The sequence below is a fragment of the Phycicoccus mangrovi genome (genome assembly GCF_018729305.1).
In the GTDB taxonomy this organism is placed as follows: domain Bacteria; phylum Actinomycetota; class Actinomycetes; order Actinomycetales; family Dermatophilaceae; genus Phycicoccus; species Phycicoccus jejuensis.
Genome location: NZ_JAHHWP010000002.1, coordinates 36,195 through 58,316, shown reverse-complemented (window position 1 = coordinate 58,316; position 22,122 = coordinate 36,195). Strand labels below are relative to the sequence as shown.

The window sequence follows — 22,122 nt, the reverse complement described above, 5'->3', positions numbered from 1 at the left end:
CGGCCGGCCCCGCCGCCCCGCCCGGGCGCGGCGCGTCGCCCGCCGGGCGGCGCCCCCCCCCCCCACGACTGTGGGGGTCGGGACCTCAGGAGGTCCCGTCCGTCACTTCAGGGCGACCGACGAGAAGTCGATCGTGCCGAAGGCGGTGATCTTCACGCCGGTGACCTTGTCGGACCAGCCCATCGTGGTCTTGCCGTACCACATCGGGATGGCCGGCATGTCCTGCGCGAGGAGCGCCTCGGCCTGCTGGTACAGGCTGTTGGCCTCCGCCTCGTCGGTCGACGCGGCCGCCTGGGTCAGCAGCTTGTCGAACTCCGGGTTGGAGTAGTCACCGTCGTTGGAGGACGCGCCGGTCTTGAAGATCGGGGCGAGGAAGTTCTCGATCGACGGGTAGTCCATCTGCCAGCCGGTGCGGAACATGCCCTTCATCTTGCGCTCCGCGATCTGCGTGCGGAAGGTCGCGAAGTCGACGACACCGGTGGCGACGCAGTCGACGCCCAGGGCCTGCTTGATGCTGTTGCAGGTGGCCTCGGTCCAGTCCTTGTGCGCGGCGTCCGCGTTGTAGGACAGGGTGATCTTGTCGCCCTTGAAGCCGCCGGCCTCCTGGAGGAGGGCCTTGGCCTTGGCCGGGTCGTAGGTGCAGTACTCACCGCACTGGTCGGCCTTGTAGCCGTCGACGACCGGGGAGACCCAGCCGGTCGCGGGGACGCGGGTGTTGTTGAAGATCTGCTTGATGATCGTGTCGCGGTCGATCGCCATGGAGATCGCCTGACGGATCTTCGGGTCCGCGTAGTTCGGGTCGACCTTGGTGGGCGCGAAGGTGATCGTCTGGATGACGCCGGTCTCCTTCTGCGCGTTGCGGTCGGGGAGGTCCTGCTTGTACTTGTCGTCGATCAGCGCGCTGGTCGGGATCTCGTCCGTGATGTCCAGGTTGCTGGCGATGACGTCGTTGTACGCGGCGTCGGACTCCGTGTAGATCTTGAAGGTGATCTTGTCGACCTTGCCGCCGAAGTCACCGGAGTAGTCGGCGAACTTGGACAGGACGATCGACTGCTCCTTGTTCCAGGCGTCCAGCTTGTACGGGCCCGAGCCGATCGGCTTGTCGCCGAAGGCCTTGGGGTCCGAGAAGAAGGCGTCCGGGAGCGGCGAGAACGCCGAGTAGCCCAGGCGGACCGGGAGGTTCGAGACCTTCTCGGTCGTCTTGATCGTGAAGGTGTAGTCGTCGACGACCTTGAGGCCGGTCAGCTTGTCGACCTTCGCCTTGCCGTCGCCGGCGCAGGGGTCGTCACCGGTGCCGGTGCACTGGAGGTCGCCGTAGCCCTCGATGGGCTCCATGAAGTAGCCCGAGGACTGGCCGTTGGGCGCGTAGGCGGCGTAGTTCCAGGCGTCGACGAAGTTCTTGGCCTTGATCTCGGTGCCGTCGTGGAACTTGCGACCCTGCTTGAGCTTGATCGTGAAGTTCTGGTTGTCCGTCGTGTCGATGGACTCCGCGAGGTCGTTCTCCGGCTTGGCCGTCTCCGCGTTGTAGTGCACGAGCTTCGAGAAGATGGCGTCGATCACGTTGCCACCGCAGGTCTCGGTCGTGTTGCTCGGGACGAGAGGGTTCTGCGGGTTGCAGCCGCGGACGGTGATCTCGCCGCCCGTCTTGCCGCCGGCCGCCGAGCTCTGGTCGCCGCCGCTGTCCCCGCTGCCACAACCGGCAGCGAGCAGAGCAACGGCGGACATGGCCGCAACGGCGACCGTGCGAGCAGTTCCTCGCATGGATGTCCTCCTGTGACGTGGTGCCACCCGAGGTCGGGTGGTCTTCTCCGTGAGGATGCCCCGGTCGGGTGCATCTCCCTGACAACGCCCTCCGGCGTGCCCGCACCACTAAAGACCAGAACCTCCACAGAGGGAAGTTCCGTGGCGCACCGAGACCCGATTGTGACCGAAGTGCGACCGCGCCGTGCCGCACGCCGGAAGATCTTCGGCCGGGGGCGGGCGCGGGGTAGGTTGAGCCGCGTGCCGGGCTACGACGACGACCTCCGCCTCGCCCACGTCCTCGCCGACGCCGTCGAGCGGCTGACGATGGAGCGCTTCCGCGCCGAGGACCTCCACGTCGAGACCAAGCCCGACCTCACGCTCGTCAGCGACGCGGACCGCGCGGCCGAGGAGCTGCTCCGGGCGCAGCTGAAGCGCACCCGCCCGCGGGACGCCGTCATCGGCGAGGAGATGCCCGACACCGGTGCCAGCCCCCGGCAGTGGGTCGTCGACCCGATCGACGGCACGCACAACTTCGTCCGCGGGGTTCCCGTGTGGGCGACCCTCATCTCCCTCGTCGACCATGGCGTCCCGGTCGTCGGCCTCGTCGCCGCGCCGGCCCTCGGCCGGCGCTGGTGGGCCTCGCAGGGCACCGGCGCGTGGTCCGGCCGGAGCCTGACGAGCGCCCGGCGGCTGCGGGTCTCGGGCGTCTCGACGCTCGACGACGCCTCCCTGTCGATCTCGAGCACGACCTCGTGGGAGGCGGTCGGCCGCCTCGACCCGATGCTCGACCTCGCGCGCGCGTGCTGGCGCGAGCGGGCGTACGGCGACTTCTGGTCCTACATGCTCGTCGCCGAGGGGGCCGTCGACATCGCCGCCGAGCCCGAGCTCTCGACGTACGACATGGCGGCGCTCGTCCCGGTCGTCACCGAGGCCGGCGGCCGCTTCACCTCGCTCGACGGGGTGGACGGCCCCTTCGGGGGCAATGCCCTGGCGACCAACGGCCTGCTCCACGACGAGGTCCTGGCCCGCCTCTCCCCCTAGGGCCCGAAGAGCGAGCCCTGGTCGGCCTCGGTGGCCACGCCCTCGAGGTGCAGGAGGAAGGCCTTGCGCTCGAGTCCGCCGGCGTAGCCGGTCAGGGTGCCGTCGCTGCCGACGACGCGGTGGCACGGGAGGACCACGGGCAGCGGGTTGGCGCCGTTGGCGGCCCCCACCGCCCGGGACGCGCCGGGCGGCAGCCCGAGCCGGGCCGCGAGCGCGCCGTAGGTGGTCGTCCTCCCCCACGGGACGAGCGCCAGCTCGCGCCACACCCGTCGCCGGAACTCGGTGCCCTCCGGGCGCAGCGGCAGGTCGAAGACGGTGCGCTCCCCGGCGAAGTACTCGGCCAGCTGCCGGCGGGCGGCCACCAGGACGGGGTGCGCGCCGAGGACCTCGTCGTCGAGCGGGCCCTCGGCGTCGAACCGGATCGCGACGAGGGCGTCGCCGTCCGCGACGAGCTCGAGCGCGCCGACGGGCGAGCCGACGACCAGCGAGGCGGTCCCGGCGTCAGCGGGCAACCGTCGTCACCGGCCCGGGGACCCGGCCCTCGAGGGCGGGCAGGATGCTCGCCGCGTCGCCGACGAGGACGACGGTCCACTCCCCCGTCGCCACCCCGCGGTAGGCGGCGTCGAGGTCCTCGACCTCGAGCTCCCGCAGCGCCGCGAGGTTGCGCGTCGTGAAGTCCAGCGGCAGCCCCTCGAGCGCGAGGGCGGCGGTCTCGTCGGCGACCGCGTCGGCGGTGGCGTAGCGGCCGGGGGCGGTCTTGCCGATGAAGTCGACACCGGAGCGCAGCTCGGCCGCGGTGAACCCCTCCCGGGCGTCGGCGAGGATGCCGAGGAGCAGCTCGAGCGCCTCCCCCGTCACCTCCGAGCGCACCGACCCGGACGTGACGAACGAGCCGCCCGCGACCCGGGGCCGGAAGGAGGACCGGACACCGTAGGTGTAGCCCTTCTCCTCGCGCAGGACCGCGTCGAGGCGCGCGTTCGGGGAACCGCCGACGACGAACGCGAGCACCGGGTGGGGCGCCCACCCGTGCGGCGTGGAGCGGTCGGGCCCCGGGCAGGAGACGGCGATCTCGGTCTGGACCGACCCCGGGCGGTCGACGACGACGACCCGCGCCCGGTCGCCGGCCGGTCGCGGCGCGACGGGGCGGCTGCCCGGCTCGTGGCGCGGGGCGTCCCATGAGCCGAGGGTCGCGGTGAGCACCTCGAGGGCGTCGGTGCCGGTGAGGTCGCCGGCGAGGACGACCGTGGCGCCCTGCGGGCCGACGCGCCGGGCGTGGTGCTCGACGATCGCCTCCCGGGTGATCCGGCCGATCGACTCCACGGTGCCGGCCGCCGGCCGGGAGGCCCGGTCCCGGGGGTCCCAGAGGGTCGCGGCCACCTCGCGCGCCGCGCGGTGCGCGGCCGACGCCCGCTCCTGCTCGATCTCGGCGAGGCGCCCGCGCAGGATGCGCCGCACCTCCGGCTCGGGGAAGACCGGGTGGGCCAGCGCCTCGGTCAGCAGCCGCGCCGCCGTCGGCAGGTGCGCCTGCGGGACGTCGACGTCGACGAGCAGGCCGCCGTCCGAGACACCGGCGCCGAGCGCCATCCCGTGCCGCTCCATCAGCTCGGCGAACTCCTCGGGCCCGTGCTCGGCGGTCCCCTCGTCGAGCAGGCGCGCGGTCATCGACGAGATGCCCTCGAGCCCCTCCGGCTCGTCGGCGAGGGAGCCAGGCACGACGACGCGCAGGGACAGGACGTACTGGCCGGGCAGGTCGTGCAGGAGGACCCGGACCCCGTTGGGCAGGAGGTGCTCCCGCGCCGCGGGGAAGACCCAGGGCTCGGGGTCGAGGACGACCGGGCGGGTGCTCACGCGACCGCCTCCGCCGCGTCGGCGTCGCCGGAGGCGTCGAGGTAGGCGACCACCGCCCGGCTCTCCGGGCGCAGCCACCGTCGGGTCGCCTCGACGACGCGCTCGGCGGTGACCGCCCGCACGCGGTCGAGGTGCGTGTTGACGACCTCGGGGTCGTCGTGGAGCAGCGCGTACCGGCTCAGGAGGTCCGCCCGCTCCTCCTGCGAGGCCAGGGCCGAGAGCCAGGCCCGCTCGGACTGGGCGATGGACGCCTCCAGCTCGGCCTCGGTCGGGCCGTCGGCCGCGAGGCGCTCCAGCTCCTCGACCAGGGCCGCCTCGAGGTCGTCCGGGTCGGCGTCCGGGGCGGCGTCGATGACGACGAACCCGAGCGAGACGCCGTCGACGAAGCCCCACGCGGTGGCGTGGGCGCCGACCGCGCTCTGCTCGCGGCGCACGAGCCGGCGCACGAGCCGGGACGTCGACAGGCCCCCGAGGCAGTCGAGCGCCACGGTCGCGGCGACGAGCTCGTCGGTGCCGTCGACCGGCAGCCGGAAGGCGACGTGCAGGCGGTCGTTCGGCACCTGCTCGCGCCGCTCGACCCGCACCGGGGCCGCGAGCGGCTCCAGCTGCGCGAGGGTGGGCCGGGGCTCCTCCGCCCGGGCCTCGATGCCGCCGAAGTACCGCTCGACGAGGGCGAACCCCTCCTCCGGCTCGACGTCGCCGCACAGCGTGAGGACCGTGTTGTCCGGCGCGTAGTAGCGGCGGAAGAAGGCGTGCACGTCCTCGAGCCCCGCCGCGTCCAGGTCCTCCATCGACCCGATCGTCGGGTGGTGGTACGGGTGGCCCTCCGGGAAGACGGTGGCGTAGACGTCGATCAGCGCGGTGCCGTACGGCTGGTTGTCGTACCGCTGGCGCTTCTCCTCCTTGACGACGTCGCGCTGGTTGTCGAGGTTCTCCTGGGTCAGCGCGTCGAGGAGGTGGGCGTGCCGGTCCGCCTCGAGCCAGAGCGCGAGCTCGAGGGCGCCCTTCGGCACCGTCTCGAAGTAGTTGGTCCGGTCGAACCACGTCGTCGCGTTGAGCCGGCCGCCCTCGGCCATGAGCGCCTCGAAGTGCTCGCCGCTGCGGACGTTGCGCGAGCCCTGGAACATCAGGTGCTCGAAGAGGTGCGCGAACCCGGTGCGGCCGGCCTGCTCGTGACGGGAGCCCACACCCACCCAGAGGTTGACGGTGACGTTCGGGACGGTGTGGTCCGGGGAGACGACGACACGCAGCCCGTTCGGGAGCGTGCGCCGGTGCACCGGGTAGTCGAGCGGCATGGCCGTCACCCTAGGTCAGCGGCACCCCCGCGTCCCAGCCCCGACACCGGACGCGGGCTCAGCCCGCGTCGCGCAGCTCGTCCTTCGGCGTGGAGCGCAGCTCGTCGCCGACCTGGAGCATGGCCCGCCGCCCGAACACCTGCTGGTGCGTGGCCACCCGCTCGGCACGACCACGGCCGAGGAAGCTGACCGCCCAGTGCAGCAGCGTCGTGATGCGGTTCTTGAAGCCGATGATGTAGACGAGGTGCACCCCGAGCCACAGCAGCCACGCGAGGAAGCCGTGGAAGCGCAGCCGGCCGATCGAGGCGACGGCGCTGAAGCGCGACACCGTGGCCATCGAGCCCTTGTCGAAGTACTCGAACTCGCCCTGCGAGGGCTTGCCGTCGAGCCGGTGCGCGATCTCCTTGGCGGCGAAGCGCGCGCCCTGGATGGCGACCTGCGCGACCCCCGGGAGGTCCTTGAGCGCGATCATGTCGCCGACGACGAAGACCTCCGGGTGGCCGGGCAGCGTGAGGTCGTCCTGCACCTTGACGCGGCCGGCCCGGTCGAGCTCGACGCCGGACTGCTCCGCCAGCTGCTTGCCCAGCGGGCTGGCCTGCACCCCGGCCGCCCAGACCTTGGTCAGCGTCTCGATGCGCGTCACGTGGTCCTGGCGGTCCTTGTACGTGAGGCCGTCCTCGTCGACACCCGTCACCATCGCGCCGGTGCGCACGTCGACCCCGAGCTCCTGGAGCCGCTTGCGCGCCGCTCCCCCGAGGCGCTCGCCGAAGCTCGGCAGGATCGTGTCGGCCGCGTCGAGGAGGATGACGTGCGCCTGCGTCGGGTCGATGCGGCGGAAGTCGTGCCGCAGCGTCCGGCGCGCGAGCTCGGCGATCTGGCCGGCCATCTCGACCCCGGTCGGGCCGGCCCCGACGACGACGAAGGTGAGCGCGCGGCGCACGTCCTCCTCGCTCGTCGCGAGCTCGGCGAGCTCGAACGCGCCGAAGATCCGGCCGCGCAGCTCGAGGGCGTCGTCGACCGACTTCATGCCCGGCGCGTACTCGGCGAACTCGTCGTGGCCGAACCAGGACTGGCCGGCGCCGGCCGCGACCAGCAGCGAGTCGTACTCCGTCACGGTCGTCGTGCCGAGCAGCTCCGAGGTGACCGTGCGCGCCGTCAGGTCGACGTCGGTCACCTCGCCGAGGATGACCCGGGCGTTCTTCTGCTTGGCGAGCACCTCGCGGGTGCTCGGGGCGATCTCGCCCTCGGAGAGGATGCCGGTCGCCACCTGGTAGAGCAGCGGCTGGAAGAGGTGGTGCGCGGTGCGCGCGACGAGGGTGATCTCGACGTCGTCGCGGCGCTTGAGGGCCTGGGTGCCGAAGAGGCCACCGAAGCCCGACCCGATGACGACGATCCGGTGCTTGCGGTTCAGGGGGGTGGTCACGTCCGGGTCAACGTGCTCGGCGCTGTCGGTATGCCGGGGCTGCGGCGTGCTGGGGGTCACGGCGGAGGTCTCCTGGGGCTGGGCGCGGGTGGGGCGGTGCCCGCGCGGGCGGAGGGAGCGTCGGCGGTCCCTGGTGGGTGGGGTCGTCCCCCGATCATCCCGGCTCGGCCGAGCTCGTGGGGGGGTCCGTGCCGGACGATGCGCCCGCCCATGACATCGGCCCCGACCGGCTGTCGCCGGTCGGGGCCGATGTCATTCGTGGTAGCGGGGGCAGGATTTGAACCTGCGACCTCCGGGTTATGAGCCCGGCGAGCTACCGAGCTGCTCCACCCCGCGTCGTGGTGAGTCGCGCCCCGGGGGGCGCGCTCGGTATGTCTCGAGGTTAGACGATGGACTCCGCCGTGACCAAATCGGCCCCGGCGGAGCCCTGCGTCATCCGGCGCTGGCGGTCGTCGACGCCGACGGCGCCGGGGACGGCGAGGCCGACGGGGACGCCGAGGGCGTCGGGGTCGGAGCCGTCGTGCCGAGCTGGCGGGCGAGTTCGTCGGCCTTGGCGATCGCCGCGGACAGCTGCTTCTGCGCCTCGCCGTACGCCGCGAAGTCGCTCTTGCTCAGCGCCTCCTGCCCGGCCGCGTACGCCGACTGGATCTCGGCGATCGCCGCGCTCAGCTGCTGCGGCAGACCCGTGCCGGGGTCGGTCGGCGTGCCGCCGCCGTTCCCGCCGTCGCCGCCGCCGCCGTCGGTGCCGCCCGAGTCGCCCTGGCCCTCGCCGAAGAGACCGGTGATGGCCTGGTCGAGGGTGTCGCCCCAGGCGACGTTCGAGCCGTAGACGGCGACGGTGATCTTGTTCTGCGGGAACGAGCCCGACCCCTCCGAGGCCTGCACGTAGATCGGCTGCACGTAGAAGGTGCGGCCCTGCAGGGGGAAGGTCAGCAGGTTGCCGAAGGTCAGCTTCTTGCCGCCGCTGGAGTTGTTGGTGATGTACTGCGCGAGGCCCAGCTGCTCCGCGGGGTTCTGCGAGCGCACGTTGGAGTTCTGGATCTGGTTGCGCACCTGCCCGGGTCCGGACGGCGCCTGGTTCGAGGAGTACTCGACGAGCCGGAGCTTGCCGAAGTTCTCGGCCCGCTCCCCCGCGGTCGACCCGGCGTCGGCGTCGACGGCGAGGAGACCGCGGAGGATCTCTCGTCCGCCCTCGGCGTTGCTCGCCGGGACGAACGGCGAGGTGATCGAGAACGAGGCGCGGTCCTCCCCCGGCAGTGCGATCGACTGGAACACCACGGGGATGTCCTGGGTCGACAGCGAGGGGTCGCGCGGCACCCGCCAGCGGTCGTTGCCGGTGTAGAAGTCGTCCGGGTTGGTGATGTGGTACTCGTTGAGCAGGTCGCGCTGGATCTTGATGAGGTCCTGCGGGTAGCGGATGTGCGACATCAGGTCGCCGGAGATCTCCGAGATCGGGCGCACCGTGTTGCCGAACGCCTGGCTCCACGCCTTGAGGATCGGGTCGCTCGTGTCCCAGCCGTAGAGCTTGACCGAGCCGTCGTACGCGTCGACGGTCGCCTTGACGGCGTTGCGCACGTAGTTGGCCTCACCGGTGCGGACCTGGACGACGTTGCTGCGCTGGGCGACCGAGTCCGACGTCGCGTTCGCGAGGTCGACGAGGCGGCTGTTCGGGTAGGCCGACGAGGTCGTGAAGCCGTCGACGATCCACTGCACCCGCCCGTCGACGACCGCCGGGTAGACGTTGCCGTCGAGGGTCAGCCACGGCGCGACGCGCTCGACGCGCTCCTGCGGGGTGCGGTGGTCGAGGATGCGCGAGCTGCCGTTGACCGCGTTCGAGAGGAAGAAGTTGGCCTCGCGGTACTTGATCGCGTACGCGAGCTTGCGCAGGGTGGAGCCGATGGCGACACCGCCCCCACCGGAGTAGGTGTTGTTGACCGACGACCCCTCCGAGGAGCCCGGGCGGTCGTACTCCTTGGCCTGCGCCCCGGCGGGCGCGCCGACGACCGAGTACGACGGCGAGAGCTCGCCGAAGTAGATCCGCGGCTCGTACTCGCCGAGGTTGTTGCGGGTGCCGCCCTCGAAGAAGACCGGGTCGCCCTCCGGCGTGCGCTGGTTGCCGTAGGCGGCGTAGAAGCCGTAGCCGTGGGTGAAGACGGTGTGGTCGTTGATCCAGTTGCGCTGGCTGTCCGGCAGGCCCGAAAGGTTCATCTCGCGCACGGCGACGACGGCGTCGTTGACGCGCCCGTCGATCGTGTAGCGGTCGACGTCGAGGGTGTCGGGGAAGGCGTAGAAGTCGCGCTCGCCCTCCAGCTGGCGGAACGTCGGCGCGACGACGTTCGGGTCGATGACGCGCACGCCGGGGATCGCCTCGGCGTTCGAGCGCAGCGTGTTCTCCGAGGGGGCCTGCGCCGGCACGGTGTTCTCGATCCGCTCGACGCGGTCCAGCCCGAACGCGCTGCTCGTCGCCTTGATGTTGCGGTCGATGTACGTCGCCTCGAGCGAGCGCTCGGACGGACCGACCCGCAGCGACTGGATGAGCGCGGGGTAGATCGTGCCGGCGACGACGGCCGTGACGACGAGGAGGCCCACCCCGATGATCGGCAGCCGCCAGCTGCGGCTCCAGATCGCGGCGAGGAAGAACAGGGCGCACATGATCGCCGCGACGGCGAGGATCGCCTTGGTCGGCAGGACCGCGTTGGCGTCGGTGTAGGTGATGCCGGTGAGCAGCGACCCCTTCTGCGTCGAGAGGGAGTAGCGGTCGAGCCAGTACGACCCCGCGCGGGTCAGCGCGATGAGCGCGCCGACGACCCCGAGGTGCACGTAGGCGGCGCGCGTCGACGGCCCGCGGCCCGGCAGCTGGAGGCCGCCGTAGACGTAGTGGGTGAACGCGCCGGCCAGGAAGGTCAGCACGAGCAGGACCGTCAGGAAGCTCACGAGGAAGCGCAGCCACGGCAGCGTGAAGACGAAGAAGCCGACGTCGAGGCCGAACTGCGGGTCGGTGACGCCGAATGGCTGCCGGTTGGCCCAGAGCAGGTAGGTGCGCCACGCCCCCATCGACCCCGAGCCCGCGAGCAGGCCGAGGACGCCCGGGACGACGAACAGCGCGATCCGCCGCAGCGGCTCGATGGCCTGCCGGTACTGCTCGAGCACCTGCTGCGCCGGCGTCACCGGGACGTAGATGGGTCGGGTGCGGAAGGCGACGACGAGCGAGGCCGCCACCGCCCCGGCGGTCAGCACGAACGCGACGACGAAGATGACCGCCTTCGTGGCGAGCTCCGTCGTGAAGACGCTGCGGTAGCCGACGGACTCGTACCACCAGACGTCGGTCAGCAGGTCGGCGGCGATGCCTCCGACGACGGCCAGACCGATGAGGACGAGCAGCGTGGGCAGCAGCGGGCCCCTCCGGCGCGGCCGCGCGGGGCGGGCTCCCTCACCGGCGGACCCGGCTCCGTCATCGGGTCCGTCCGGGCGGTCGCGTCCGTCGAACCAGTCCGAGCGACTCACAGCTCTCCTCGTCCCGTGTGCCGGGGTCGTCGTGCGATGGGTGTGGTCAACCTATCTCGCACACCCGAACGCGCGGAGGGCGGGAAAGGTTGCGTCGGGCACCATGGAGCCCGTGAGCCCCGACCGACGCCCCGTCACCGACCCCCTGACCCTCGCCGCGCTCGACACCGAACGCCACGTCGCCCGCTCCGGGTGGGACCAGCCGGTCCGGCTCTTCGCCCTCGTCCCCACGGCCGAGCTCGTCGAGCGCGAACCCCAGCTGGCGCAGGGCCTGGCCACCCACGACGCGGTCGCCGGCGCCCTGTCGGCCATCGAGCAGGACGAGCTCCCGGACGCCACCGGGCTCGAGGAGCTGCTCGGCCGGATCGCCTGGCCCGCGGAGGTCGCCGGCTGCGCGGTCGCCGTCGAGCGGGTCGTCCTCCCGCCGGCCGCCGAGCGCGACCTGCCCGAGGACCCCGACGAGGCGGTGCGCGCCGTCGCCGGGCACCCCGACCGCGCCGACGTGCGCCTGCTCGTGGCCGTCACGCGCGACGGCGCCGCCCGCTGCCTGCTGCGCCAGCGGGCGCACGACAGCGACGACGAGGTCGCCCTCGGCGAGGACCTCGCGCCGGGCATCGTCCACGCGCTGCGCGCGACCCTGGACTGACCGCCGGGCGGGCGGTCCGCGTCAGCCGCAGCGCGGCAGGCCGGCCGTGTCGCCCTTCGCGATGCCCTCGACGGCGGTCCTCGCGTCGTCGAAGGTCGTCACCTTGAGCAGGGTCATCCCGTCCGGCACGTGGCCGACGGCGTCCGCGCAGTCCTGCTCGGGCGAGAGGAACCAGCGGGCGCCGGCCTCGTGGGCGCCGACCATCTTCTGCCGGATGCCGCTGATCGGCCCGACCGCTCCCCCGTCGGTGATCGTCCCGGTGCCGGCGATGCGCTGGCCACCGGTCAGCGCGCCCGGCGTCAGGGCGTCGTAGATCGCGAGGGTGAACATCAGGCCCGCGGAGGGCCCCCCGACCTGGCCGGTGTTGAGGGTGACCGAGACGGGCAGGTCGTAGTCGGTGCGCAGGAGCACGCCGATGACCGGCTGGCCCTGGACGTCGCCGGTCGTCACCGTGAGGCGCTTCTCGAGGCCGTCCCGCTCGACGACGAGCGCGACGTCCTCCCCCGGCCGGTGCTCGCGCACCGCGCCGCGCACGGCCTCCGGGTCGGACGCCTCGACCCCGTCGACGCTCCGCAGCACGTCGCCCTTCTCGAGCACGCCGGTCGCCGGGCTGCCGTCCGGCACGTCGGCGATGGCGACGTCCGTCGTCACCGGCTTCCCGAGCGCGCGCAGGGCGGTCGCCGCCGCGACGACCTGCGACTCGTTCATCAGCTCGGTGTTCTGCTCCTGGACCTCGTCGGCGGTCGTGTCGTCGGGGAAGTAGTCGCTCTCGGGCGCGGTCTCGCTGTCGCCGCGCCACCACGCCTCCGCGAGGTCGTAGATCGTCACCGTGCGTCCGGGGCCTCCCTCGAAGGCGACGGTCGTGAAGTCGAGCGCGCCCTGCGTCGGGTACGTCTGCGCCCCCTGCACCGACAGCACCGGCTTGCCCTCGACCTCGCCGAGGACGTTGGTGGCCGGGCCGGGCGACAGGATGACGTAGGGCAGACCGACGAACGTCATCCCGGCGGCGAGGACGACGAGCAGGAAGAGCGAGGTGAGGAGGGTCGCGGCGAGGCGGCCGCCGCGCGGGGAGGGCGGGGGGACGCCCAGGCTCACGGCAGCCCCACCCACTCGGTCGAGCCGTCACCGAGGGACTGGTGCTTCCAGATGGGCGTGCGCGCCTTGAGGGTGTCGATGACCGCCCGGCAGGCGTCGAAGGCCTGGCCGCGGTGCGGCGCCGCCGCCGCGACGACGACCGCGAGGTCGCCGATGGCGAGCGTCCCGGTGCGGTGGACCGCGGCCACCCGGACGGCGTCCGAGGACGCGAGGACGTGCTCGCACACCTCCTGCATCGTCGCGAGGGCGCTCGGGTGCGCCGAGTACTCCAGCCCCGTCACGGCGTCGCCGTGGTCGTGGTCGCGCACGAGCCCGACGAAGAGCGCGACGCCGCCGCACGCGGGGTGGCGCACGGCGTCGAGCGCCTCGTCGACGGACAGCGGCTCGTCGCGGACCGCGACGAGCGCGACCGCGGAGTCATCGGTGGCCATGGGGCTCCTCGGGGGACGGCCGCCGGAACGATTCGCGCGCGGCCGTGGTTGGGTACGACAGACGCCCATCCTCTCATCCGACCTGCAGGAGACCGGCCGTGACCGACCACGCCGACGACGACGAGACCCCCGACCTCCCCCCGGAGCTGGAGCAGATGCTGCGCGGCCTCACCGGCGGCGCCGAGCTCGACCCTCAGATGGTCGCGATGATGCGCAGCATGGGCCTGGACCGCATCGACCCGCAGATGCTCCAGATGGTCATGTCCCAGGTGCAGGCGATGTTCGCCGCCCCGCCCGGTGACAGCACGCTCGACCCGGCGCTGGCCACCGACACCGCGCGCAAGACCGTCGCGTCCGCCGGGGACGCCCTCGCGGCCGAGGCCGACCGCCGGGCCGCCGCCGAGGCCGTCCAGGTCGCGAACCTCTGGCTCGACGCCGTCACCGACCTCACGGCCCCCGCCCTGCGCGGCACCGCCTGGAGCCGCGCCGAGTGGGTCGAGGCGACGATGCCCGTCTGGACCGACCTCGTCGAGCCCGTGGCCGAGGGCGTGACCGACGCCGTCACCGCGGCGATGACCCGCCAGCTCTCCGACCTGCCCGAGGACGCGCTGCCCGCGGGGATGGCCGGGATGCTCGACCAGGCCGGCCCGATGCTGCGCCGCATGCACGGCTCGATGTTCGCCCTCCAGCTCGGCCAGGGCGTCGGGACCCTCGCCGGCGAGGTCGTCACCGGCTGCGAGGTCTCGCTCCCGCTCGTGCCCGCCCCCGACGTCGTCCTCATGCCGCAGGCCCTGCGCGAGCTCGCCGACGGCCTCGAGGTCGACGAGCCGCAGGCGCGCCTCTACCTCGCGGTCCGCGAGGTGGCCCGCGTGCGCCTGTTCGCCGACGTGCCGTGGCTCTCGGCCGGGCTGCGCGCCGCCGTGCGCGACTACGCCGGCGACATCACGATCGACACCGACGGCATCGAGGAGGCGGTCCGCTCGATCGACCCCTCCGACCCCCAGGCCGTCCAGGAGGCGCTGCAGGGGCGGCTGTTCAACCCGCAGCACTCCCCCGCGCAGCAGGCCGCCCTCGGCCGGCTCGAGACGCTGCTCGCCCTCGTCGAGGGCTGGGTCGACGTCGTGACCGAGCGCGCGGTCGCCGGTCACCTGCCGGCCGCCGACGCCCTCGGCGAGGCCGTGCGCCGGCGCCGCGCGAGCGGCGGCCCGGCCGAGAAGGCCTTCGGCTCGCTCGTCGGGCTCGAGCTGCGTCCGCGCCGGCTGCGCGACGCAGCCAACCTCTTCCGGGCGCTCGAGGACCGGGCCGGCGCCGAGGGCCGCGACGCCGCGTGGCGCCACCCCGACCTCGCACCGTCGTCGGCCGACCTCGACGACCCGCTGGGCTACGCGGAGCGGTCGACCACACCGGCCACCGACGACCTCGACGCCGAGCTCGACGCGCTGCTGCGCGGCGAGGGCGACCGGTGACGGAGCCCGCCGACCCCACCCGCACGTACGCCCACCTGCACGCCGACGCCACCGCGGTCCTCGACCGCTGGCGGGCGCCGGACGCGCAGCAGGACGAGCTGCGCACCGGCTACCTGGCCCACCTCGCGGCGCACCCGGACGGCGTGGCCAAGGCCGGGCCGCCGGCGCACCTCACCGGGTCCTGCCTCGTCGTCGACGCCACCGGCGAGCACGTCCTGCTCACCCACCACCGGCGGGCCGGGCAGTGGTTCCAGCTGGGCGGCCACCTCGAGCCCGGTGACGCGACGCTCCACGACGCCGCCCGCCGCGAGGCGCGCGAGGAGTCCGGCATCCCCGACCTCGAGCCGCTGCCCGAGCCGGTGCAGCTGGACCGGCACACCCTCGAGGGCGACTTCGGCCGCTGCCGCGAGCACCTCGACGTCCGCTTCGTCGCCCGGGCCGCCGCCGACGCCGTGCCACGGGTCAGCGCGGAGTCGCACGACGTGCGCTGGTGGCCGGTCGACGCGCTGCCCGAGGGCACCCGCGCCGAGCTGTCACCCCTCGTCGAGGCCGGCCGACGGGCCCTCGGGCTCCTCTGACGGGGGCATCCCGGACGCGTGCGCGAGGCCGTCGAGGAACCCGCGGGCGCGCTCGAGGCGCGGGTAGGACCCCAGCAGCCGCCAGAAGGCCGGGCCGTGGCCGGCGACGAGCAGGTGCGCGAGCTCGTGGAGCAGGACGTAGTCGAGGACGTGCGTGGGCACGTCGCGCAGCCGGTCGGAGACCCGGATGGTCCCGTCGGTCGGGGTGCAGGAGGCCCAGCGCTTCTCCATCGTCGACACCCACCGGACGCTGCTCGGGCGCGCGTGACCGCCGAGGTAGCGCTCGGAGAGGCGGGCGGCGCGCGCCGCGAGCGCCTCGTCGCCGAGGGCGCTGCGGGTGTCGCCGCGCTCGAGCCGGGTGAGCATCCGCTCCACCCAGCGGGCCTCCTCGGCGGCCGAGAACGAGGCGGGGATGAGCACGACGGTGCGTCCGCCGTCCCGGTAGGCGCTCACGGTGCGGCGGCGTCTCCGGCTGCGGCGGACCTCGACGTCCCGCGTGGCCACCCCCCGACTCTACGCACAGCGGTGTCCGTGGGGCCGGTGGGACGCGCGTGACCAGCGAGGACGCCACCGCCCGCACCCGCCGCGCGTCACGTGGGCAGCGACCCGCTGCGTGGCTAGTGTGGGACGGTCCAGGCCGCCCCCGGGGGGCGGTACACCACTCCGGACGGGTACCCGGCCGGTGACAAGGAGTACGTCGATGGCTGACGAGACCTACAAGGGCGAGTTCTACTGCGTGAAGTGCAAGGAGAAGCGCGAGGCGGAGGGGAAGGTCGTCGTCTCCGAGAACGGCCGGCGGATGGCCAAGGGGCAGTGCCCGGTGTGCGGCACGAACCTCAACCGCATCCTCGGGAAGGCCTGAGCGGCCGACCCGCGACGACGGCCCCGGACCACACGGTCCGGGGCCGTCGCCGTGCCCGGGGGCCTGTGGACGACGGGCGCGGTGTGGCCGCACGGCCGGGCAGGATGCCGCCAGGGGTCCGGGCAGGAGGCAGCGATGGAGCGGGTGCGGGTCGTCGTCGACGGGTGGGGCGTGCTCGCGTCCGAGACCGCGGGCCGGCTGCGCCGTTGCGGGGTGCCGGTGCGCGCCGGGGCGCACGAGGCCGACGCCACGGAGCTCGCGCTCGTCGCCGGCCTGCCCGGGCCCGACCTCGTCGTGCTCGTCGCCGAGCACGGGCCGCCGGAGTGGTGGAGCGCGCCGTGGCTCGGGGCGCCGTGGCAGGCGCACGACGTCGCCCTGCTGCCCGTCGTCCGGCACGCGGCCGGGGTCGACGTCGGGCCGCTCGTCCTCCCCGGCCGCACGCCGTGCCTCGTCTGCGTCACCCCGCCCCCACGGCCGACGGGTGCCGCCGCACCGCTCGGTGCGGGGGCCGTGGTGCTGGCCGCCGCGGTGGCCACGGTCACCGCGCTGGCGACCCTCGCCGGGGACTCCTCGCTCGGTGGGGTCTCGACCGAGATCGGCACCCAAGGCACGACCGTCGTGCACCGGGTCTGGACCTCCCGGCCCGGGTGCGGCTGCGCGTCGGTGAGAATGGCGGGGTGAGCGAACGCGACCGGGAGATCCCCGGCTCCTCCATCGCCCGGGCCGCTCGGCTCGCGGGCCTGCCCCTCGGCCACGCCGGGCGGGCCGCCCTCGGCATGGGCAAACGGGTCGGCGGCAAGCCGGCCGAGGCCGTCGCCGCCGAGCTCCAGGCCCGCACCGCCGAGCAGATGTTCGCGGTGCTCGGCCAGCTCAAGGGCGGTGCGATGAAGTTCGGCCAGGCGCTGTCGGTCATGGAGGCCGCGATGCCCGAGGAGGTGCTCGGCCCCTACCGCGCCACGCTGACGAAGCTCCAGGAGTCGGGGCCGCCGATGGGCGCCGAGCGCGTGCACGGCATCCTCGCCCAGGAGCTCGGGCCGCGCTGGGCCACGACCAAGCTCGTCGAGTTCGACGACGTCCCGGCCGCCGCCGCCTCCATCGGCCAGGTGCACCGCGGCGTGTGGCGCGACGGCCGCGAGGTCGCCGTCAAGATCCAGTACCCCGGCGCGGGCAAGGCGCTGCTCTCCGACCTCAACCAGCTCTCGCGGATGGCCCGGATGGCCGGCTCGTGGGTCCCCGGGATCGACGTGAAGCCGATCATGGAGGAGCTGCGGGCGCGGATGAGCGAGGAGCTCGACTACTCGCTCGAGGCCCGCCACCAGCGGCACTTCGCCCGCGCCTTCCGGGACGACGAGGACGTGCTCGTCCCCGACGTCCTCGTGGAGTCGCCGCAGGTCCTCGTCACCGAGTGGGTCGAGGGCACGCCGCTCGCCCGCGTCATCGCCGACGGCACGCCGGAGGAGCGCGACGAGGCCGCCTCGCTCTACCTCGAGTTCCAGCTGCGCGCCCCCACCCGGGCCCGCCTCCTGCACGCCGACCCGCACCCGGGCAACTTCCGGATCACGCCCGACGGCCGTCTCGGCGTCCTCGACTTCGGTGCGGTCAACCGCCTCCCCGAGGGCATGCCGCCCGAGATGGGCGAGATCCTCACGGCGAGCCTCGCGGGCGACGGCGAGGGGCTCGTGGCGGTCCTGCGCCGCGCCGGCTTCATCCGGCCCGGCATCCAGATCGACCCCGACGGCCTCGTCGAGTACCTCCAGCCGCTCGTCGAGCCGATCCTCCACGAGCAGTTCACGCCCACGCGCGAGTGGCTGAGGGGCGCGGCCGCGCAGATCCAGGACCCCCGCCGGCCGCAGTTCCTCATCGGCCTCAAGCTCAACCTGCCGCCCGAGTACCTGCTCATCCACCGAGTGTGGCTCGGGGGCATCGGGGTGCTCAGCCAGATCGGCGGCACCGTGCCGCTGCGCGAGATGGTCTGCGCCTACCTCCCGGGCGTGGATGAGTCGCGCATCCCCCCGGATCCCGACGCCGCCTGACCCCTCACCACCAGGCGGAGTCGAGCTTGCCCTCGATGCTGCGCAGGTGCCGGCGGCTGCACGCCGCGCAGGTCCAGACCTCGCGACCGGCCTCGGTCCCGCGGCTCCACGTGAGCCGGGCAAGGGCGGCGGCCTCGGCGTCCGCCGGCGTTCTGCCGCACGTCGCACAGACCGGGCGCTCCTCCCCCGCCGCGACGCTCACGCTCAGCCCTTGGTCTTCGCCGCGGCCTTGGCCGCCTTCTTGAAGTCGCGGACCTTCTGGAGGGAGTCGGGGTCGACCACGTCGGCCACCGAGCGGAAGGAGCCCGTCTCGGCGTAGGCGCCGCACGCCTCCTGCCACCCGTCGGGCCGCACACCCAGCTGCTTGCCGAGCAGGGCCGCGAAGATCCGCGCCTTCTGGTCGCCGAAGCCGGGCAGCGCCTTGAGCCGCGCGACCAGCTCACGACCGGTGGAGGCGGTGGTCCAGAGGCGGGAGGCGTCGCCGTCGTACTCGTCGCGGACGACGACCGCGAGCGCCTGGATGCGCCCGGCCATCGAGCGACCGTAGCGGTGGACCGCCGGCGGCGTGGCGCAGAGGTCGGCGAAGGTCTCGGGGTCGGCCGCGGCGAGGGCCGCGGGGTCGAGGGTGCCGAAGCGCTCGAGGACCTTGGCCGGCCCGGCGAAGGCGCGCTCCATCGGGAACTGCTGGTCCAGGAGCATCCCGGTGAGGAGCGCGAAGGGATCCTCGGAGAGGACGCGGTCGGCGGCGGGGTCCTGGGCGATCGTCAGCGCGGCCATGGGGTCAGCGTAGCCAGCACGTCGGCGACCACGGCGCGCCAGAAGTCCCGCCCGCGCAGAGGTGGGACGGGCACCGCCCCCGGCGTGGTGCCGGGGGCGGTGCGGTCCGCGGTGTGCACGCCGGCCCTCATCGGACGATGGCGTGGACGACCGCCTGCATCTGCTCGCGGTTGGCCGCCTCGCGCTCGACCCGCTGCGCCTCGTGGGCGCGGCGCTCGTGCACGACGCGACGGATCCGCTGCATCCGTCGGTGGTACATGTCGTTCTCCTGTCGGAAGTGCTTGTGTGCGTTGATGATCGGGGCCGCGGTCAGGCCGCGACCTCGGTCTTGCGCGGGCGGCCCCGGGGCCGCTTGCGCGCCACGGTGACGCCCTGGACGAAGTACTCGCCACCCCAGACGCCCCACGGCTCGCGCCGCTCGAGCGCGCCGGCGAGGCAGCTGCGGCGCACCGGGCAGGTGCGGCACAGGGCCTTGGCGAACTCGACCCCCTCCGGGGTGTCGGCGAACCAGAGCTCGGCGTCGTTCTCGCGGCAGGGGATGCCCTCGCCGTCGATGACGTCCGGGTCCTGCAGGTCGAGGAGATCGGTCAGCTGCATCGGGGGGTCACCTCCGTTCGTCGAGCGCCGGGTGTGGCGCGGGGTGGTACTGGGCGGGCGGTCGGTGTCGGTCCGGTCGCTCACTGCGGTCATGTCGGTTGGTCCTCGCGTGCTGTGGTGGTCGGTGGTGCGGCGCCCGGGCCGTGCGGGCAAAGAGAGAGGCCGCGGATCCCTGGGGGGATCCGCGGCCTCGAGGTGCGCCTGTCTGGTGGTCAGACGGGGGGTGCCTCGAGGCGTGGGTACACGGATCCCGTGGACGGGACGGCGATGCCGAAGCCGGTGGCGTCACCGGCGACGACGCGGTCGCGCATGCCGAGGTCGGCAGCGGACACAGTGCGCCCCTGGACCTGACGGAGATCGACCGCGTGGGCGGTGTTGGAGCCGTACCAGACGGTCGTGCCGGTCTCACGGGCAGCAGCCATCGCCGTGCCGTTCGTCGTCATCGTCTTCTCCATCGGTCCAACCCTCCTTCGCGGTCTCGGTCGTGTCGGTGCCCGGGCGGGCACGCGAGGTGTTGCGAGCAACTGTAGGGGGGCCCGCGGAACGTCGGCAACGGATTTACACCGGTCGCCCGTGACTTTCCTCCGCACAGCGGTCCGAAACCGTTGCGCCTCAGGCGTTCTGGGCCTCAGAAAAAGTTCTGACGAGATCGAGGACTGCCTCTCCGAAGCGCTCCAGCTTGGCTGGGCCGACCCCGGCGATGCGGGACAGCTCGGCCGCGTCGGCGGGCTCGCGCTCGGCGATCGCCGTGAGCGTGGCGTCCGTGAAGACCACGAACGCCGGGACGTCGAGCTCCTTGGCGGTGGCGAGGCGCCACGTCCGCAGCTCCTCGAAGAGCTGCTCGTCCATCGTCGGCGGGCATGCCGTGCACCGGCCGATCGTGCGCTCCTTGGCGGTGGCCAGGCCTCCGCCGCACACGCGGCACGTCGTCGGGAGGGAGGCACGCTCACGCCCGCGGACCTTCTTCGCCGACTGCTTCGGTCGGCTGCGGGCCGCCTCGCCGAGCACGGACTCGGTGCCGTCGAGGAAGCGCGAGGGCCGGCGGGTGCCCTTGGCCCCGGGCGTACGGGCGCGGGCGTAGGACAGGACGAGCCGGTCGCGGGCGCGCGTGACGCCGACGTAGAGGAGCCGGCGCTCCTCCTCGATCTCGTCGGGGGTCTCGGCCATGGTGATCGGCATCAGCCCGTCGGAGCAGCCGACGAGGAAGACCGTGCCCCACTCCAGGCCCTTGGCGGCGTGCAGCGACGCGAGGGTGACGCCCTGGACGGTCGGGGCGTGCTGGGCGGCCGCGCGCTCGTCGAGCTCGCGGACGAGGGCGGGCATCCGGGCGTCCGGGTCGGTGGCGGCGAAGGAGTCCGCGAGGGCGGCGAGCGCCGAGAGCGACTCCCACCGCTCGCGGGCCGCCCCGCCGGAGGTCGGCGGTTCGCGCGTCCAGCCGACCCCGAGCAGGACGTCGCGGACGAGGTCGGGCAGCGCCACCTCGCCGTCGTCGCTGCGGGCCGCGCCGCGTAGCAGGACGATCGCCTCGCGCACCTCCCGGCGGGAGAAGAAGCGCTCGCCCCCCCGCACGAGGTAGGGGATGCCGCGCTCGGCCAGCGCCGACTCGTGCATCTCGCTCTGCCCGTTGGTCCGGAAGAGGATCGCGATCTCGGAGGCCGGGTGGCCCGCGTCGAGCAACCCCCGGATCCGCTCGGCGACCTGCTCGGCCTCGTGCGGGTCGTCGTCGGCGACGAGGAGCTCGGGGACGACGCCGTCCTGGCGCTGCGCGCGCAGCTCGACGGAGCCGGAGCGGCGGCCGCCGCCGGGGCTGCGCAGGACGAGGTTGGCCAGCCCGACGACCTGCGGGGTCGAGCGGTAGTTGCGGACGAGCTCGACGACCCGGGCCTGCGGGTGACGCGAGCGGAAGCCGAGGAGGTGCGCCGGGGAGGCACCGGTGAACGAGTAGATCGTCTGGGCGGGGTCGCCGACGACGCACACGTCCTCGCGCTCGCCGAGCCACAGCTCGAGGAGGGTCTGCTGGAGGCGGTTGACGTCCTGGTACTCGTCGACGACGAAGTGCCGGTACTGCGCCCGCACGGCCCGCGCGACCTGCTCGTGCTCGCCGAGGATGCCGGCGGTCAGGAGGAGGACGTCCTCGAAGTCGATGACGCCACGCTCGGTCTTCACCGCCTCGTACTGCTCGATGACGCGAGCCATCGCGGTGGCGTCGAGGCCGGCCGGCGGCTCGCGCCGGACGCGCGTCGCGGCGGCGGCGTAGGTGTCGGAGGTGAGCATCGACACCTTGGCCCACTCGATCTCGGCGGCGACGTCGCGCACCCCGGCCGAGTTGAGGCCGAGGCGCAGGCGGCCGCCGGTCTCGGCGACGGCGCTCGCCTTGTGCGGCATCACCTCGGGGGCGGCGCCACCGATGGCCTGCGGCCAGAAGTAGTGCAGCTGGCGCAGCGCCGCGGCGTGGAAGGTGCGCGCCTGGACCCCGCCGACCCCGAGGTCGCGCAGCCGGGTGCGCATCTCGCCGGCGGCCCGGGCGGTGAAGGTGACGGCGAGGACGCGCTGCGGCTGGTAGGCCCCGGACAGCACGCCGTACGCGATGCGGTGGGTGATGGCGCGCGTCTTGCCGGTGCCCGCGCCGGCGAGCACCGCCATCGGCCCGAGGGGGTGCGAGGCGACCTCGCGCTGCTCGGGGTCGAGCGCGTCGAGGACGTCGTCGGCGCCGGGGTGCACGGGGAGGATCGTCATCGGGGTCGATCCTAGGTCGCGCCGCCGACGCTCCCCCGGCCCGGGCG

22 protein-coding genes and 1 tRNA gene are annotated in these 22,122 nt (G+C 73.7%); 7 read left to right on the top strand and 16 right to left on the bottom strand.

Going from position 1 to position 22,122, the window contains the following annotated elements:
* Nucleotides 1–102: 102 nt before the first annotated feature.
* On the bottom strand, nucleotides 103–1,725 hold the full coding sequence (locus KMZ30_RS00890; RefSeq protein WP_226901528.1) for a peptide ABC transporter substrate-binding protein: 1,623 nt from the start codon (nucleotides 1,723–1,725) through the stop codon (nucleotides 103–105).
* A gap of 267 nt (nucleotides 1,726–1,992) precedes the next feature.
* On the opposite strand from KMZ30_RS00890, the gene hisN reads away from it, so the two are divergent.
* Entirely contained in the window at nucleotides 1,993–2,784 is a 792-nt protein-coding gene (gene hisN / locus KMZ30_RS00885) for a histidinol-phosphatase (RefSeq protein WP_215510977.1), read from the top strand.
* On the opposite strand, the gene KMZ30_RS00880 is transcribed toward hisN, so the two are convergent.
* The 6 genes from KMZ30_RS00880 to KMZ30_RS00855 form a co-directional block, all read right to left on the bottom strand.
* Nucleotides 2,781–3,296, bottom strand: coding sequence for a methylated-DNA--[protein]-cysteine S-methyltransferase (locus KMZ30_RS00880; protein WP_215510976.1), 516 nt, complete (start codon nucleotides 3,294–3,296; stop codon nucleotides 2,781–2,783). The two genes, hisN and KMZ30_RS00880, sit on opposite strands and share 4 nt — an antisense overlap.
* Nucleotides 3,286–4,632, bottom strand: coding sequence for a M16 family metallopeptidase (locus KMZ30_RS00875; RefSeq protein WP_215510975.1), 1,347 nt, complete (start codon nucleotides 4,630–4,632; stop codon nucleotides 3,286–3,288). Before KMZ30_RS00875 ends, KMZ30_RS00880 begins: the two co-directional genes overlap by 11 nt.
* Entirely contained in the window at nucleotides 4,629–5,927 is a 1,299-nt protein-coding gene (locus tag KMZ30_RS00870) for a M16 family metallopeptidase (protein WP_215510974.1), read from the bottom strand. The genes KMZ30_RS00875 and KMZ30_RS00870 overlap by 4 nt, the downstream gene beginning before the upstream one ends.
* 58 nt (nucleotides 5,928–5,985) lie before the next feature.
* Nucleotides 5,986–7,350, bottom strand: coding sequence for an NAD(P)/FAD-dependent oxidoreductase (locus tag KMZ30_RS00865; RefSeq protein ID WP_215519838.1), 1,365 nt, complete (start codon nucleotides 7,348–7,350; stop codon nucleotides 5,986–5,988).
* Nucleotides 7,351–7,609: 259 nt separating this feature from the next.
* Nucleotides 7,610–7,686 (bottom strand) — tRNA-Met (locus KMZ30_RS00860).
* 96 nt (nucleotides 7,687–7,782) lie between these two features.
* Nucleotides 7,783–10,854, bottom strand: a complete 3,072-nt coding sequence (locus tag KMZ30_RS00855) for a UPF0182 family membrane protein (RefSeq protein ID WP_215510973.1) — start codon at nucleotides 10,852–10,854, stop codon at nucleotides 7,783–7,785.
* A gap of 103 nt (nucleotides 10,855–10,957) precedes the next feature.
* On the opposite strand from KMZ30_RS00855, the gene KMZ30_RS00850 reads away from it, so the two are divergent.
* Entirely contained in the window at nucleotides 10,958–11,500 is a 543-nt protein-coding gene (locus KMZ30_RS00850) for a PPA1309 family protein (protein WP_215510972.1), read from the top strand.
* Between the two features lie 21 nt (nucleotides 11,501–11,521).
* On the opposite strand, the gene KMZ30_RS00845 is transcribed toward KMZ30_RS00850, so the two are convergent.
* Both KMZ30_RS00845 and KMZ30_RS00840 read right to left on the bottom strand, forming a co-directional pair.
* The gene (locus tag KMZ30_RS00845) at nucleotides 11,522–12,595 is read right to left on the bottom strand and encodes a YlbL family protein (RefSeq protein WP_308279518.1); all 1,074 of its coding nucleotides are present in this window, start codon (nucleotides 12,593–12,595) and stop codon (nucleotides 11,522–11,524) included.
* Nucleotides 12,592–13,026 carry a molybdenum cofactor biosynthesis protein MoaE gene (locus tag KMZ30_RS00840; protein ID WP_215510971.1) on the bottom strand — a complete coding sequence of 145 codons (435 nt, stop codon included), beginning with the start codon at nucleotides 13,024–13,026 and terminating at the stop codon, nucleotides 12,592–12,594. The genes KMZ30_RS00845 and KMZ30_RS00840 overlap by 4 nt, the downstream gene beginning before the upstream one ends.
* A gap of 98 nt (nucleotides 13,027–13,124) precedes the next feature.
* Between KMZ30_RS00840 and KMZ30_RS00835 the strand changes: the two genes are divergently transcribed.
* Both KMZ30_RS00835 and KMZ30_RS00830 read left to right on the top strand, forming a co-directional pair.
* The gene (locus KMZ30_RS00835; protein WP_308279517.1) at nucleotides 13,125–14,492 is read left to right on the top strand and encodes a zinc-dependent metalloprotease; all 1,368 of its coding nucleotides are present in this window, start codon (nucleotides 13,125–13,127) and stop codon (nucleotides 14,490–14,492) included.
* A complete protein-coding gene (locus KMZ30_RS00830; protein WP_215510970.1) occupies nucleotides 14,489–15,070 on the top strand; it encodes an NUDIX hydrolase in 582 nt (193 codons plus the stop codon). The genes KMZ30_RS00835 and KMZ30_RS00830 overlap by 4 nt, the downstream gene beginning before the upstream one ends.
* Here the strand turns inward: KMZ30_RS00830 and KMZ30_RS00825 are convergent.
* The gene (locus KMZ30_RS00825) at nucleotides 15,026–15,574 is read right to left on the bottom strand and encodes a M48 metallopeptidase family protein (RefSeq protein ID WP_215510969.1); all 549 of its coding nucleotides are present in this window, start codon (nucleotides 15,572–15,574) and stop codon (nucleotides 15,026–15,028) included. The two genes, KMZ30_RS00830 and KMZ30_RS00825, sit on opposite strands and share 45 nt — an antisense overlap.
* 196 nt (nucleotides 15,575–15,770) lie before the next feature.
* On the opposite strand from KMZ30_RS00825, the gene KMZ30_RS00820 reads away from it, so the two are divergent.
* The 3 genes from KMZ30_RS00820 (at nucleotide 15,771) to KMZ30_RS00810 (ending at nucleotide 17,965) form a co-directional block, all read left to right on the top strand.
* On the top strand, nucleotides 15,771–15,932 hold the full coding sequence (locus tag KMZ30_RS00820) for a DUF5679 domain-containing protein (protein ID WP_013493366.1): 162 nt from the start codon (nucleotides 15,771–15,773) through the stop codon (nucleotides 15,930–15,932).
* A 135-nt stretch (nucleotides 15,933–16,067) separates the two neighbouring features.
* The gene (locus tag KMZ30_RS00815) at nucleotides 16,068–16,613 is read left to right on the top strand and encodes a hypothetical protein (protein WP_215510968.1); all 546 of its coding nucleotides are present in this window, start codon (nucleotides 16,068–16,070) and stop codon (nucleotides 16,611–16,613) included.
* Nucleotides 16,610–17,965, top strand: coding sequence for an ABC1 kinase family protein (locus KMZ30_RS00810; RefSeq protein WP_308279516.1), 1,356 nt, complete (start codon nucleotides 16,610–16,612; stop codon nucleotides 17,963–17,965). The genes KMZ30_RS00815 and KMZ30_RS00810 overlap by 4 nt, the downstream gene beginning before the upstream one ends.
* A 4-nt stretch (nucleotides 17,966–17,969) precedes the next feature.
* Here the strand turns inward: KMZ30_RS00810 and KMZ30_RS00805 are convergent, their stop codons facing one another.
* The 6 genes from KMZ30_RS00805 to KMZ30_RS00785 all read right to left on the bottom strand — a co-directional run bounded on the left by KMZ30_RS00805 (nucleotide 17,970) and on the right by KMZ30_RS00785 (nucleotide 22,075).
* A complete protein-coding gene (locus KMZ30_RS00805; protein WP_226901527.1) occupies nucleotides 17,970–18,167 on the bottom strand; it encodes a hypothetical protein in 198 nt (65 codons plus the stop codon).
* 2 nt (nucleotides 18,168–18,169) lie between these two features.
* The gene (locus KMZ30_RS00800) at nucleotides 18,170–18,742 is read right to left on the bottom strand and encodes an HhH-GPD-type base excision DNA repair protein (protein WP_215510967.1); all 573 of its coding nucleotides are present in this window, start codon (nucleotides 18,740–18,742) and stop codon (nucleotides 18,170–18,172) included.
* A 127-nt stretch (nucleotides 18,743–18,869) separates the two neighbouring features.
* Nucleotides 18,870–19,001 (bottom strand): hypothetical protein, encoded by a 132-nt coding sequence (locus tag KMZ30_RS21970; RefSeq protein WP_256437940.1) that lies wholly within the window; start codon nucleotides 18,999–19,001, stop codon nucleotides 18,870–18,872.
* Nucleotides 19,002–19,051: 50 nt separating this feature from the next.
* Nucleotides 19,052–19,339, bottom strand: a complete 288-nt coding sequence (locus tag KMZ30_RS00795; protein WP_030529680.1) for a WhiB family transcriptional regulator — start codon at nucleotides 19,337–19,339, stop codon at nucleotides 19,052–19,054.
* A gap of 212 nt (nucleotides 19,340–19,551) precedes the next feature.
* Nucleotides 19,552–19,794 carry a hypothetical protein gene (locus tag KMZ30_RS00790; protein WP_215510966.1) on the bottom strand — a complete coding sequence of 81 codons (243 nt, stop codon included), beginning with the start codon at nucleotides 19,792–19,794 and terminating at the stop codon, nucleotides 19,552–19,554.
* Nucleotides 19,795–19,951: 157 nt separating this feature from the next.
* The gene (locus tag KMZ30_RS00785) at nucleotides 19,952–22,075 is read right to left on the bottom strand and encodes an ATP-dependent DNA helicase UvrD2 (RefSeq protein WP_226901526.1); all 2,124 of its coding nucleotides are present in this window, start codon (nucleotides 22,073–22,075) and stop codon (nucleotides 19,952–19,954) included.
* Nucleotides 22,076–22,122 lie beyond the last annotated feature (47 nt).